This window comes from Ancylothrix sp. D3o (assembly GCF_025370775.1).
In the GTDB taxonomy this organism is placed as follows: Bacteria; Cyanobacteriota; Cyanobacteriia; order Cyanobacteriales; family Oscillatoriaceae; genus Ancylothrix.
Genome location: NZ_JAMXEX010000005.1, coordinates 276,843 through 291,254, shown reverse-complemented (window position 1 = coordinate 291,254; position 14,412 = coordinate 276,843). Strand labels below are relative to the sequence as shown.

Annotated in this window: 9 protein-coding genes; 2 read left to right on the top strand and 7 right to left on the bottom strand. The window is 41.5% G+C overall.

Translation table 11 applies throughout. The features are described from left to right. Nucleotides 1-273: 273 nt before the first annotated feature. Together NG798_RS12465 and NG798_RS12460 are read left to right on the top strand one after the other, a co-directional pair. A complete protein-coding gene (locus NG798_RS12465) occupies nucleotides 274-516 on the top strand; it encodes a hypothetical protein (protein WP_261223011.1) in 243 nt (80 codons plus the stop codon). A 190-nt stretch (nucleotides 517-706) separates the two neighbouring features. Continuing rightward, nucleotides 707-5,692, top strand: a complete 4,986-nt coding sequence (locus NG798_RS12460) for a hypothetical protein (protein ID WP_261223009.1) — start codon at nucleotides 707-709, stop codon at nucleotides 5,690-5,692. A 75-nt stretch (nucleotides 5,693-5,767) separates the two neighbouring features. Here NG798_RS12460 and NG798_RS12455 read toward each other — a convergent pair whose 3' ends face one another. From NG798_RS12455 to NG798_RS12425, 7 genes are all read right to left on the bottom strand, one after another. Further along, nucleotides 5,768-8,857, bottom strand: a complete 3,090-nt coding sequence (locus NG798_RS12455; RefSeq protein ID WP_261223008.1) for a plasmid replication protein, CyRepA1 family — start codon at nucleotides 8,855-8,857, stop codon at nucleotides 5,768-5,770. Between the two features lie 702 nt (nucleotides 8,858-9,559). Beyond that, nucleotides 9,560-9,997 (bottom strand): secondary thiamine-phosphate synthase enzyme YjbQ, encoded by a 438-nt coding sequence (locus NG798_RS12450; protein WP_261223006.1) that lies wholly within the window; start codon nucleotides 9,995-9,997, stop codon nucleotides 9,560-9,562. Between the two features lie 82 nt (nucleotides 9,998-10,079). Further along, nucleotides 10,080-10,715, bottom strand: a complete 636-nt coding sequence (gene upp, locus NG798_RS12445; RefSeq protein WP_261223004.1) for a uracil phosphoribosyltransferase — start codon at nucleotides 10,713-10,715, stop codon at nucleotides 10,080-10,082. A gap of 9 nt (nucleotides 10,716-10,724) precedes the next feature. Continuing rightward, nucleotides 10,725-11,960: a URC4/urg3 family protein gene (locus NG798_RS12440; protein WP_261223002.1), complete on the bottom strand. Its 1,236-nt coding sequence runs from the start codon at nucleotides 11,958-11,960 to the stop codon at nucleotides 10,725-10,727. 27 nt (nucleotides 11,961-11,987) lie between these two features. Further along, nucleotides 11,988-12,416: a type II toxin-antitoxin system VapC family toxin gene (locus tag NG798_RS12435; protein WP_261223000.1), complete on the bottom strand. Its 429-nt coding sequence runs from the start codon at nucleotides 12,414-12,416 to the stop codon at nucleotides 11,988-11,990. Beyond that, complete coding sequence (locus tag NG798_RS12430; RefSeq protein WP_261222998.1) at nucleotides 12,413-12,898, bottom strand: type II toxin-antitoxin system HicB family antitoxin; 486 nt, start codon at nucleotides 12,896-12,898, stop codon at nucleotides 12,413-12,415. The genes NG798_RS12435 and NG798_RS12430 overlap by 4 nt, the downstream gene beginning before the upstream one ends. 105 nt (nucleotides 12,899-13,003) lie before the next feature. Continuing rightward, a complete protein-coding gene (locus tag NG798_RS12425) occupies nucleotides 13,004-14,266 on the bottom strand; it encodes a GTP cyclohydrolase II (RefSeq protein WP_261222996.1) in 1,263 nt (420 codons plus the stop codon). Nucleotides 14,267-14,412 lie beyond the last annotated feature (146 nt).

Below are 14,412 nucleotides of genomic sequence, written 5' to 3'. Positions count from 1 at the left end.
GGCCAGCCAAGCAAAAATTAAAGGAGTGAATCTTATTTGTAAAAAAAGTTATTCCCAGAGCAGAAAAAGTAAATTAGGAAATTAATATTTCTTATTTTATTGCAACAGAGTTGAACAGAACGCCCAGAAAACTGAAGCTGGAAGAAACAGAGGCAAATGGCAACTTCTGGACAACATAACGATTCTAACTAAATATGGACACAAAATAAAACCTGGATTTACCAGAAAGTGATATAGAACCCTGAATATTTTTTATGTACAAAAAAAGGAGCCATGACCATGAAAAATCAAGTTGCTAAAATATTGCTGACTTTGCCGTTTATTTTGATTTTGGTTGCTTCAGAGACGGCAACTCTGACCCAGAGCCTAAAACTTGCCAAAAGTGAAAGCAACATAAAATCGCCCTACACACAAGCGCAAGTCAGCCTGAAACCGCAGTTAGTTGGATGGAGTTATTATGTACGCAGAAAAGGAAGGACAGAAGAGTGTACTTGGTTAGGAATTAATTGTAATTAAAGACATCGGCTGTTTTTTTTAAACAGCAAGATTTGCACAGATCAGTGGAGGGGTACGCTATCGTAGAGGCATGGCTAAAAAAAGGACGAAACGAGAAAATTTGCTCTTCGTTTGGGGGATAGCAAATTTTTGAGAAGCCAGCCTCAACAAAGTGTCCTTGTCGTCAAGATAACTAAACATAAAACCAATCATGCAACAGACGCACGGGCCAGACATCGCCGCCGAAAATCAAAGCGCCTTACAGACTCTCACCAGAGCGATCAGGCTTTCGGAAGGGCAATTTTCTTTGATTTTAGCTCGCTGTAACTATGGGCAAGTACGCCAGAAAATCGCTGAAAAATTGCGGCTGGAGTCTCAGCTTGAAATTGAAGAATTGCAGTTGCCGGCTAATGCGAAAATGCTCTATACGCCTATTAAAAATGCTTTGGAAAACAAAACGCCTGAAGCATTAATAGTGTTTGGTTTAGAAGGCGTTACGGCGCTTGATGAGTTGCTGATTTCTACCAACCTTGTCCGCAATGAATTTCCCCAAAATTTTCCTTTTACCCTGGTATTGTGGGTGAATGATGACGTTTTGCAAAAGCTGATTCGTCTCGCCCCAGATTTTGAAACCTACGGCAGTGCTTTTGAATTTTCTTTGACTACAGAAGAGCTAATTGATTTTATTCGCCAAAGCACGGAACGAGTGTTTAGTGGCGTCTTGGATGCCGGTGCTGAGCAATTTTTGAGAAATTCTACAATTTTAGGAGTACCCTGTGATTCCGAGTTGGAATTTGCAGGGAAAGATTTGCAAAGTCGAGGAGTGAAATTAGATGCAGTTTTAGAAGCCAGCCTTTTGTTTTTGTTAGGGCGAAAAAGTTATATTTTACAGCAAATTGAAACGGCCAAACAACAATATTTACAAAGCCTTAAACTTTGGCAGCAAGCGGCTAATCAAGAGGTTAGGGAGAGTGGGGCTGCTGGTTCGTTTTCTTTGAAATTGCGCCTGATTTTGGAAAGGCAAGGAATTGTTTTATTTCACACCGGCTTATGTTATCGACGGTTGGCGGAAAAGAACCGCTCAAAAAGCCGTGAGTGTTTAGAACAAGCCCGGAGTTATTTGCAACAATGTTTAGATATTTTTGAGCAGGCAGAACGCCCGGATTTAGTGGGTAAATTTATTACCCAGCAGGGAGAAATTTTGCAACATCTCCAAGCGTGGAGAGATTTAGAAACGCTGGCAATAAAGGCACAAAATATCCATGAAGTTCACGGGCAATTGTTTGGATTAGCGCAAGATTATGGTTTTTTATCGGCCATTGCTTTGCAGGAGGAAGAGTGGAAAAAAGCCGAAGTAAAAGCGACAAAAGCCTTGTCAATTTTAGCCAAAATTTCTCCAACCCATACGGCCTCTGCTTTACTCCCGCAACAGCGGGGTTTGTATTTATTGCTGAAAGCGAAAGCACAACATAAATTAGGTGAAAATTGGCAAGCAATAGATAATTTAGAAAAAGCGCATCAGGAAACCGATCCTCAATATGATCCGCGATTATATTTGGAAATTTTGCAAGAATTGGACGATGTTTATTTTGCTTTAGGTCACTATCAAGCGGCGTTTGACCGCAAGCAAGAAAGCCGTAAAATTGAAGCCCAGTATGGGTTAAGAGCTTTTATGGGTGCCGGTCGGCTTGAACCTCATCGGCAAGTGATTGATCCGGCTTTAGAATTGGTTAAAGAATCTTCTAATGTTACTAATAGCGGGAATTCTTTATCTCAACAGGCGATAGAAATTACGGCGACTGGTCGGGTTGAGGATCTTAATAAATTGCTCAATCGTTGTTTGACTCCTAAAGACAAATTAATTGTTATTTATGGTCAATCTGGGGTAGGAAAAAGCTCGCTAGTCATGGCGGGCCTAGTGCCGGCACTTCAACAAAAAAACGCGGGAATTCGTGAAGTGTTGCCGGTGGTTGTGCAGGTTTATACTGATTTTTTTGGCGAAATTTATAGGCGCTTGACGGCAGAATTAAAAGCCAGACGAAACGATCAAATTGAACCTGAGGCGGTTGGTGAAATCTCAGGAGCGGCCATTATTGCCCAATTGAAAAAAAATACTGACAATAATTTGCTGACGGTGTTAATTTTTGACCAATTTGAGGAGTTTTTCTTTGTTTGGAAAGACCGCTATAAGAAACAAGTTTTTTTTGAATTTTTAAAAAATTGCTTAAATGAGCCTTTTGTTAAGGTAATTTTTTCGTTTCGAGAAGATTATTTGTATTTGTTATTGGAAGCTACTAGGCAGACTTCTTTAGATGCGATTAATAACGATATTCTCAGCAAAGATATTTTGTTTTATTTGGGAAATTTTAGCCCAGAAAATACTTGTAAAATCATCCAAAGTTTAACAAAACGCGCTCAGTTTGAGTTAGAAGATACGCTTGTATCGGAACTGGTGCGAGATTTGGCCGGGAATGCTCAAGAAGTGCGGCCTATTGAATTACAAGTGGTCGGCGCTCAATTGCAAGCAGAAAATATTACAACGCTTGCTCAATATCAACAAAAAGGCCCAAAAGAAAAGCTGGTTGAGCGATTTTTAGAACAAGTAATCCGCGACTGCGGGCCAGAAAACGAACGGGCGGCTCGATTGATGTTGTATTTTCTGACTGATGAAAATGACACCAGACCTTTGAAAACTCGCGCCGAACTGGCGGCAGATTTAGCTCGCTATCAAGAAGATGATAAGCTAGAATTAGTTTTAGATATTTTAGTGAAATCAGGGTTAGTTTTCCGCATCAAAGAAATGCCGGCGGAACTCTTTCAGCTTGTCCATGATTATCTTGTGACTTTCATCCGCCAGCAACAAGAAATTACGCCTTTAGAAGCCGAAAAACTTCGCCGAGAAAATTTGGAATTGCGACAACAACAAGAACTCAGCGAAAAACTTAGAAAAGCCGAAGAGAAGGAAAAGAATATGAAATCGCGGTTGAATAAAGTTTATTTAGGTGCTTTGATACTTGCGTTTTTTGCAATGGCTGGTATTGGTTCCTTGGCATGGCAGGCACGTTCAGCAAGACAACAAGCAGAAATTGCTGAAATTAAAGCCCGGAATTCTGAATCAAAAGCGTTGCGGGTGTCGAATGATCAATTAGGGGCATTAATTGCGAGTGTGAAGGCTGGCAATAAATTGCAAAATACGGATGCAAAAAATAATCTCGACATTAGAATACAAACTGAGGAAAAGTTACAACAAGCGATTTCTTCTGTACAAGAACGCAATCGGCTAGAAGGACACATGGGCAGCGTTTTGGATGTTAGTTTTAGTCCTAACGGTAAAACAGTTGCCAGCGCCAGTGCCGACAAAACTGTTAAATTGTGGACAGAAGATGGCAAAGTATTACAAAGATTAAACAGTGATAAAGCGATTACAAGAGTGAGTTTTAGTCCTCTCGGCACAGCGATTGCAACGGCAGAAGACACGATTATAAAACTTTGGAAATATAATGAAAAAGACGCTAAAATTTTAAGCGAAGAACCCCACAAAGTTTTAAAAGGACATGAGGATTTTGTGACGAGAGTAAGCTGGCTCAATAACGGCCAACTTATTGCTTCAGCGTCCGCAGATTATACGATAAAATTGTGGAGCAAAGAGGGGCGAGAAATCCGAACTATTGAAGGTCATAAAGATTGGGTTTTAGATGTGGTGTTTTCTGAGGATCGCAAAAAACTTGCTTCGGCAAGTTTAGACGGAACTGTAAAAATTTGGAATTTAGCCGGCACTGAATTGGCAACATTAAAAGCGCCAGAAGGAGCGGGGTTTACGAGTGTTACTTTTAGTCCAGATGGCACCTTTTTAGCGGCGGCAGCCACAACGGATAAAGTCGCCGAAGCACCACCCCAAACTACTGCCAAACAAGCGATTATGCTTTGGAAGTTGGATAAAACAGGTAAAAAGCCGCCGGTTTTGGTAAAAACTTTGCAGCAAAGCGATAAAGTTTTGGCGTTGAGTTTTTCGCCAAATCAGCCAATTCTGGCATCGGCGAGTGAAGATGGAACGGTTAAACTTTGGGACAGAGATGGGCAATTAATGGAAACTTTAGAAGGTCATACGGATCGAATTTGGGGGGTAAGGTTTTCACCAGATGGCCAAACTTTGGCAACGGCTAGTGAAGATAAAACGGTGAAAATTTGGGCGTTAGATGGGGCAATGACGGATATTTTTACGAGTCATACAAATCGGGTGAGTAGTGTTAGTTTTAGCCCCGATGGTAATACGGTAATTTCGGCTTCGGCAGATAAGACTGTTAAACTTTGGAATCGTGCCGGTCGGGTAATTAAAACTTTAACCGGCCATAACGATTGGGTGAGTAGTGTCAGTTGGAGTCACGATGGTGAGCGACTGGCTTCTGCGGGTGCTGGGGCTGAAGATCAGACGATTATTCTCTGGAATTCTCAAGGCAAAAGATTGGCAATTTTAAAAGGTCATAAAAACTGGGTGACAAGTCTGAGTTGGAGTCCAGATGATCAGATGATTGCTTCGGGAAGTAATGATAAAACAATTAAATTTTGGAGTCGGGGGGGCCGGTTATTAAAGACGTTAAGGGGCCATAAAGATCGCATTACAGCGGTGGCTTTTAGCCCGGATGGAAAAATTCTGGCTTCGGCTTCTTATGATAAAACAATTAGGCTTTGGAGTCGGGATGGTGGGTTGTTGAAAACGTTAGCGGGTCACACGGAGGCGGTGAATAGTATTAGTTGGAGTCCGGATGGTAAAATGATTGCTTCGGGAAGTGATGATAAAACAATTAAAATTTGGAACTGGGCAGAAAATCGGGTAACAAATTTAGTGAGTGAGATGAGTCATACTGCTCGGATTAACAGTGTTAATTTTAGTCCAGATGGGAAGTTTTTGGCATCGGCTTCTGATGATAATACGATTAAAATTTGGCGGGTTTCTGATAAGCGACAATTACAAACATTCTTGGGACACAATGACCGGGTTACGAGTATAAGTTTTAGTCCTGATAGCAAATGGTTGGCGAGTGGGGGGGCTGATAGTAAGGTGATTATTTGGCGGCTGGAGTTGGAGATCAACAGGCTACTGGGGTTAAGTTGTAATTGGTTAAAAGATTATTTAATTAATAATCCAACAGTTAGGGATGATCGGCAGATATGTGATCAGGTTCCTAGCGAAAGATAGGGAGGATAAATGGTGGAAAACCTCTCTTTCCTAACCCTAAAAGGAGAGGGCTGTAGGGGGGAGAGGTGAGGGGTTTTAGGCAAAAGTGAGATGTTCACTTGTTTGAGCTTGTTTTTTGCTGAGGTAGTTAGGAATTAATGTTTCTACGTTGGGGAAATAGGAATTAGTTTTGAGGATATCTTGAGTGCGCCACATTTCAAAAATAGCCTGCCGGCCATCATTGAGGGTGGCTGCATCAATTTGATAAAGGTTGTTGCTGCGTTTGAGTTTTAATCCTAATAAACGTAAAAGTTGCCGCAGAATTTGGATGGCAGTAATGGGTTGTTTTTCGGTGTCGAGAGGAATATTAATAGCGGTGGCTCGTTTGATATGTTTGGCATATTTAATAGCTTGATCTTTGAGGGTGATTAAATCTGGATCGGTTTCTTTAAATTGCCGGTTTGGTTGTAAAAATTTTTCGGCACCCAAAGCTCTGAGGACTTCTATTTTTAGGGTGTGGTTTTCTAAGTCTGGCAAGAAAACTTGTCCCTCACCTCTTTGTAATTGTTGGTTCCATTCTTGTTGGTCTCGAAGTTGAAAATATTGGTTTTTATGAGTGAGGTAATAATGAGTCAAAAGCTGGGAATAATAACCTCGATCATCGCGGATTTTTAATTCGGGAGTCACCGGCACCCCATACCGTTGTTTTAAAAAGTGTTTATGGGTTTGATAGCGTTCCTCATCGCTGAGAGAGCGTTTTGCGAGTAAGCGTTCATATTCAAAAGAACTGAGATCGTCGGCACCGGCAATTGCTTCGGCTGTACGCCATTCGATTTGCTGTTGAAGTTTGAGAATTTGATCTTTAACATTTTTGGCATTTGTGGCTTGTTTTTCTAATTGTTTTTGCAGCTTAAAAATTTCTAAAATTAATTTTTTTTGACAGGGGAAATCTTCGGATTTTGTCAGCAAAAATGCTTTCCGCAATGCGGCGATGCGTTCTGTGCAGGATGCTTCCGTAATTCTATTGACTTGATGCCCTTCGCTGAGTAAACCTTCTAACATTGATTGCCGGTAGAGAGAAATAGACGCATTAACTCGCGCTGCTAATTTTGCCCAACAACGCAAATGAATGAAGTCACAAACAAAGGGAAAATCTACATCAACTTGATAAAATGGATTCATCAAAGCGAGATTTTCTTTTGAGGAAAGCTGATACCATTCTGCTAAAACACGGTAGTTTTTACTGCCGCTACCAATGAAGCCAATTCCGCGTTTAGCACACCATATTAGGCGGGGAACATTGGGGCGGACTCTGGCTAAGGCTTGACGTGCTTCTGGGTCTGGAATAACGCCTTGAAAAATTCCATATACGCGGTCAAAATGCGCTACATCAATGCTGATACCTGTCCCTAAGCTGGGGGTAACAAAAACGGCTTCATACTTGCAAGCTTTTTGATTGATGGCTTCTGTAAACCTCATCGCTTCGTGATTGGGCGTATTGATGGTGTGCGAGCTAATTACTAAAGTTTTTGGATAGCGTTTTTGGAAAATTTCTAGCCGTTGTTTGATATAGCGTTCAATGGTTTCGCAACTGTAGCGTCCTGACCGGCTATCGGTGGTGACATAACATTTTAAACCGGCCATTAAATCTTGTTCGAGTTGGTGAATTAATGGGGTGGGGTTGGGAGATTCGTAAAAGTCAATATTCCAGCCGGTTTGGGGTTTCCATTCATTGACAACAACCCAAGGCTCGATTTTTTGGGTAGAAAGCGATTTAAGATAGTCTAAAGACAGGTCTGATAAATCGGCATCTTGGGCAATAATTAAGCCGCCGGTTTTGAGGACGGTAGAAATTAAATTTTGAAACGTTTTTAAAAGTTTAACGCGCTTTTCTTTGCAAGTATTGCTGTTGAGCAAATGCCACAAAGACTGCTCAAATTCATCTAAAATAACTATCGCTCCTTGCCAGTCAGCCGGGTTTAGTTTCCAAACAGAATCTAAACATAAGCCGAGGGAATTTGGGAGGGTAGATAAGGGTTTTTTAAGAAGGTCATTTTTAATCCATTTAACGCCAATTTTATCGCATAAAAAGCGACCGAGTTGGATGCGGTGGGTAAGGAGAAGAACGGGCCGTTTAGTTTTTTTTGCTTGTTGCACCGGCTCTAATAAAGCAGTAGTTTTGCCCGTGCCTTTGGGGGATTTTATGCCTACTAAACCGCTTTTGGGAAAAGGCAATTTACCCAGATAGCGTTGCTGGAGGGTGAGGGAAGGAGGATAAGTTAATTGGCTGTGAGGTTTGCTTTTGGCGAGGTGAGTTTCTAGGTCTAAACTTTGAGCGTAAATGTTTTCAAATGCGAGTTTTCCTCGCTCGACAATAAATTCATCAACGCCTTTTTCGGTGCCAGGTAAATTGATGACTTTGACGGGGCAGTTTTGCTGTTCTAAAAGTTGTCCTAAATGGGTAATAGCGTTGTTCACGGCTTTGATTGTTTTGGGTTGGGTTTCGTAATCAAAGCATATATAAAAGGTGGGGGATAATTGAGTGAAGAAGGCGAGTTCGGGGATGAGTTGACGGCTGAGAATTTTGCCTTGGGGGTCTTTGGTGACGCGGTAGCCGCTGGTAATTCCTGGTAGGGCAATGGCGGCGTATCCAAGGGTTAATAAAGCAGCGGCTTTTTTGACACCTTCGCAGAGAATAATAGGGAGTTTATTTTTAACAGCCCATTCCCAAAATCCAAAGGCTTCTCCGTCTTGACTGGGGGTGATATTTTTGGGTAGGGAAAGGTTATATCTTGTAGCTATTTGTTGCCAAATAGGCAAGGTAATTCGCAGGCAAAAAAGCCGAGTCGGGGTGAGGGGTGGGTGTTCGTATTTGATGGGTTTTCTGTTTTTGTTCTGGCGGGGTTTGTTTGGCTTAAAACATCCCCATTCCATTAATTCCCAATTATTTAAGGGGTCAAGTCCTGAACACCACCAACCCCCCCATTTAATAAAGGCATAACGCCGCAACCAAGCGCTACTAATTTGGCCGTTGTTTGTGCGAGGAAGCCGGTTTGAAATGAATAAATATTCGTAAGGGGTGTTGTTTTGGAGAAAGGTAAAATTCAGGGAAATAAGGTTAGAGTCTATGCCACTACCTTTGATTAATTCTTCAAAGTGTTTGGGTTGTAAAATGGGCCGTTGCATGACTGTAATCCCTGGAAAAGATGAGCGGATCTAAAACCATATCATACTGGGGTAAATTTGAATATTTAAAAAATTTGGAAGACATATCTCAAGGGGTGTTTTCTGTCAAGGTTTGTCGGGTGGAATTAGGTATAAAAATCCCCGCAGGGGTATGCAAGTGCGGTAAGGTTGAGATAATAATATAGAGTGAGGTGAGGTAAAGCGATGGCTTTTGGGCCTAGTTGGCCGGCTTATAAGGAGTGTGCCACAGTATGCTGTAAAATTGCACGCTTGGTTTTTGGATCAAATGTTTTTGGTAATAGATATTTTCTCTTACTTCCTACGATTTTATTCTGGAGGCTTTATTTAGAGCAGCTTCATAAAGAGTTGGTAGCACAGGAGATTGCGGAGAATTTGGGGTTAAATTATGAGACGATTAAGAGCTATGCAAAGCTGGCGAGAAGGGCGTTAAATAATTAATAGTTTTTTGGCTTTTATGGATTGAGGATAAACAGGTTGGGTTTCGCTTCCCTTAACCCAACCTACTGCTATCAAGCCTACATTCGCAGGGGCAATATTAATTTGTTGATGTGGCTGCGAAATTGGCAACCTAATTGTGCGGTAATTTCCTCTTATTAAGTTCGTAAACAGTTGGCATTAGAAGTGGCACAAGAATTATCAAATGAGAGAAATTGGCTGGAGAAAAGTTAGTAAAAATAAAACTCACTCCCCACTAATTTGCACCAAAACTGTGCGAGTTCGGGGCCCATCCAACTCAAAAAATAACACAGATTGCCACGTCCCCAACCCTAACTTGCCATCAACCACCGGCACCACCTCACTTGTACTCAAAGTCATCGCCATCAAGTGAGAGTGAGCATTCTCCGGCTCATCCGGCGGAACAACCCTTAAATGCAAATCATTATGTAAATATTTATCATTTTCCGGTGCCAACTTTCGCAAATAAACCTTAATATCCTCAAGCAATCTTTTCTCATATTCATTAATCGCTAAAGCAGTCGTTGTATGACGAGAAAATACCAAAATCTGCCCGTTCTGAATTCCAGAATTTTTCAGAATTTCCACAATTTGATCAGTAATGTTATAAATACCAATTCCCGCCCCAGTCTCCACCTCAATCAGATTATTTTTAATCATCATCGCCTTTTTATTAAATAACAACATCTCCAAATATAACCGACAGAGACACCAACATAAAACCCCCTGCCGGCCAAAATTCAACTTATTTCGTTCCGTACAACCGATCCCCCGCATCACCCAAACCAGGGATAATATAACCATGTTCATCTAAGCGCTCATCAATCGCCGCCGTAAATATCGGAACCTCCGAATGTACACTCTGAAAATACTCAATTCCCTCCGGTGCCGCCAGCAAACAAATAAACTTAATTGAACGCGGATTCGCCTCTTTTAATCTGCTTACCGCCGCCACCGCAGAATTGCCGGTTGCCATCATTGGATCAACCACCAAAATATCCCTTTCTTCAATATCATGGGGAACCTTAAAATAATACTCCACCGGCACCAAAGTATGCGGATCTCTATATAACCCAATATGTCCCACCCGCGCCGATGGCATCAGTTCCAGCATCCCATCTAAAATGCCTTGTCCTGCTCGCATAATTGACACTAAAACAAGCTTTTTATCCGCTGCCAAAACGGGAGCATTCATCTCAGCAAGAGGCGTTTTTATTGCTTCAAATTTTAATGGCAAATCTCGCGTAACTTCATACGCCAACAACATCCCGATTTCTTTGAGCAAATCTCGAAATTTCGCGGTGCTGGTGTCTGTTTTCCTCATCAGCGTAAGCTTATGCTGAATTAATGGATGCTCAATCACTGTTACTTTTGCGCTCATAATTTTTCCTTAAAAAACCGTACCATCACTTTCAATTGTAATCGGAGAAACGCCACCTTTTCTTAACTCAGCAGCAATTTTTCTCCCCGCCGTCCAAGTTCCCCCCTGTAAAACTTTCACTAATGGTAAATCTGCCGCACTCTTACCTAGTTTTTGGCGGATAGTATCAGCCAGCCGGTCAAGTAAAATCACCGTTAATGCTCGCCATTCAATAATGATTTCTGAATTGGGTAAATGAGATTTTTGCAAAATACCCTCATCTTTGATTTCGAGTATGCCTAAATCTAAACAAAGCCCGCCATTTCTATACTCTGGCAAGCCGGTTAATTCATCTAATCCTGTTATTTTTAAACCCAATTCTTCCAAAGGTTCCAACAGCGAATAAGTCAACCACTGCGAAAGTTTATGAAACGGCACATACTCAGCCCCTAAATCATTTCCCTGCAACGCATAATGAGGCCAAACATCGCCCAAATTTACCCCATTTATTGTATATCTACCCGGCCAAATTTCCCCTAAACTTTCTAAGATTGTCTGCAAAACCATTGATGCTTGCAGTGTGCCATTTTGTGCTTGATTTACCAAATAGGTTACTAAATTTCCCAAACGCGGCTTTTCAGCGCCAAAAAATTCAGGATAGTTTTGCAAAATTTTTCCCAATCTTTGCAATAGTTGCAATCGGCCATTTAAGCCAACAATCGGGTTATTTTCATTTACCTGAAAACCCTCAGCTAAACTCGACTCTGATAAATTTTCCAACCCAAACGCATCAGCTTGTAGAGGTTGCTGGGGGTTACGGGAAAATTTGCCATTGCAAAACATCCGAAAACTGGCAATTGCTAAACCTTCGGAACGCTGAAAAGTTTGGTTTGTTTCTTTTTCATAATATTTCCACTCGCCACCGGCACCGGCATCTAACAACACGCTGACAATTGCCAAATCAAACTTAATTTTTGCCTTTTCAACGATTGCCAAATGCCTTAATTTTTCTTCTAGCTGTGCCACGCGCCGCACACCACCGCACTCAAAATGTCGCCACCGTGAATGAAACGGAATGTTTAAATCGGGGTAGTCTTGTTTTATAACTCCAATAACATACTCTGCAACAGCATCTAATTGATTGAGGTTGCAGCGAAAATAACGCAGTTTATCTTCACATCCGAGGTTAAATATTTGTTTGCAGCATTGGCGAATGGCTGCCGGTGATCTTAAATAATTAATGATGTCTTTTGCTTTTTTATCCAAAGTTGCACTCCTGATTTTTTAACTTAGTTAAACTGTCCAATCTTCCAAAACTAACTCTGGTATTTGAGAAAAATCGCGGTTGTTTCTGGTAACGATAATCCCATTTACAGAAAGTACAATGGAGGCAATTCGTAAATCTTGAGTACCCAGCCTTCTCAGTTGCCGGCGTAACTCTATATAACGATTATTTGCCTCTTCTGTAAATTCCAAAATCTCGAACGGTTTGAAAAAAATTACAGAATTCCGCACCCCCGCGTAAGCCGCAATTAATTTTTCTGATTGAGAAGCTTGAGAAGCTTGGCGAATAGCATTCAGCCATCCCCGCATTTGTTCTTCAATCGTCACTACTGTTATCCCAATATTTTGAGATTGAATAGTTTTTACCCGCTGGCGGATAAGCGGGTGAAACTGTTGTAACAGAGAGACATGATCTGTATCGAGTATGTATCTAGTCACTTGACTTTTGCTGGTACTTCTAATTCATCATTATCTATTTCCATTTCGCCATCAAGTTCACGCCGAGCTTCTCCAATATATCCTAAAACTTCCTCAAATAAAGGATTATTTTTGAGTTCTATAGCCGCTTTTTCCCACTCTTCATACTCTGGTTGTTTGTTGGTTTGTGCATCCTCTTGTCGGCGATGTGCTTCCATATCTGCCAAAAATTCATCGAAAAGTGGATCGTCTTTATATTTACCGGCAATTGCCAGCCAAGGATTAGGTTTCACCGGCTCAATTTCCACCGACACAATCTCACTATTTTCTAAACGTTTCTTCAACAATTCTTTAATTTCTTTCAAAGCCTCCTCTTTTGTAGATGCCTCAACTTTACAATCAGGAAAACCGAGAATTGTTGCCCTAACTTTCCCATCGCTTACCTTATCTAGCAAAACCTGAAACGTAAAATTATTATTTGGTAACTGCACAAAACCAGTCATAATAACTTCCTCAAAAAATAACCTAAAACAATTATAGCCCCTTTTTAGAAACTTAGTATAAATGGCGGGCCGGCTAAAACCCGCCTGCTGGAATACCGGCCTAACCTAAATCAAATTCCGCCCCACAATTTCCGTCAACATTTCCCCATCCGGCACCTCACCCACCGTATAATAACCCGCCGCCTTTTTCGCCGCAATTTCTACTTGAGCATCGGGGGGAATTAACTCCTCTGGAATGGCTACTCTTTCTATCACCTCAATTCCTGAATTAACAATCGCATTATATTTCATATCACTCATCGAAACCAACCGATCAATTTTCGTAATTCCCAACCAATGCAACACATCCGGCATCAACTCTTGAAACCGCATATCTTGCACCCCCGCCACACATTCTGTGCGCGTAAAATAGGCATCTGCACGATCTCCCCCCTCCTGCCGTTTGCGAGCATTATAAACCAAAAATTTCGTCACCTCACCCAAAGCACGACCCTCCTTACGGAAATAAACAATAATTCCCACACCCCCCGATTGAGCCATTTGCAAACATACCTCAATTCCGTGTACCAAATAAGGCCGACAAGTGCAAATATCCGAGCCAAAAACATCCGAACCATTACACTCATCATGCACGCGCACAGCCACCGATTTACTACGATCAGAAATCGCCGAAATATCGCCAAAAATATAAACAGTCATCCCCCCAATTGGAGGTAAAAAAACCTTCAAATCAGAGCGAGTCACCAACTCAGGAAACATCCCGCCGGTTTGCTCAAACAACGTCCGCCTTAACAAACTTTCTTCCACCCCAAAACGTTTAGCAATTCCCGGTAAAAACCACACCGGCTCAATCGCCGCCTTTGTCACAACCAAATCCCCACCCTCCTTAACAATTTTACCATCAACCGGCAACCGGCCCGCCGCAATTGCTGCTTGTAATTCTGGCATATTAATATGAGCCTTTGTGATAGCAATTGTCGGACGAATATCATAACCCCGCTCATAGAAATCAGCAAAAACATCACCAACAATTGCCCCAAAAGGATCGAGAGAAACAATTTTTTCTCCATCTCCCCAACTTGGATGAGGCCCAATTTTTTCCGTCGGCGAAGTATTCGTCAAATCTGCACGATGACTTGATTGTAACTTACCTCCCGCCACCGCCAACGCACGATAAACAGCATAAGAACCCGCATGAGTACCAATAACATTACGATGAGCAGGATTTGTACAAGTTGCAATTACCGGCCCCCGTTTGCTCGGCTCATTTTCACCCCAATGAATCGCAATCGGTTTCGGGCCAAAACGCGAAGGATGAGAAGTTAAAACAATATGCTTCGGTTTGGAATTTTTATTTAGATTTTGCATAGTAACCCCCAAAAATTATCAATGGTATTGCCAATTTTAAGCAATCGTTGCCTTGTGAAATTGAAATAAAGGACAATTGTACCAACCGGCCCAAAACAAAGAAGTATCACACACATCAAAATCAATTTTTATCATTTATAGTTTCC

What these genes read in the sequence shown, in the direction of transcription:
- NG798_RS12460 (WP_261223009.1), top strand. Translation starts at nt 707, where the DNA reads ATGCAACAGACGCACGGGCCAGACATCGCCGCCGAAAATCAAAGCGCC.
- NG798_RS12430 (WP_261222998.1), bottom strand. Translation starts at nt 12,898, where the DNA reads ATGACTGGTTTTGTGCAGTTACCAAATAATAATTTTACGTTTCAGGTT.
- NG798_RS12450 (WP_261223006.1), bottom strand. Translation starts at nt 9,997, where the DNA reads ATGATGATTAAAAATAATCTGATTGAGGTGGAGACTGGGGCGGGAATT.
- NG798_RS12425 (WP_261222996.1), bottom strand. Translation starts at nt 14,266, where the DNA reads ATGCAAAATCTAAATAAAAATTCCAAACCGAAGCATATTGTTTTAACT.
- upp (WP_261223004.1), bottom strand. Translation starts at nt 10,715, where the DNA reads ATGAGCGCAAAAGTAACAGTGATTGAGCATCCATTAATTCAGCATAAG.
- NG798_RS12455 (WP_261223008.1), bottom strand. Translation starts at nt 8,857, where the DNA reads ATGCAACGGCCCATTTTACAACCCAAACACTTTGAAGAATTAATCAAA.
- NG798_RS12465 (WP_261223011.1), top strand. Translation starts at nt 274, where the DNA reads ATGACCATGAAAAATCAAGTTGCTAAAATATTGCTGACTTTGCCGTTT.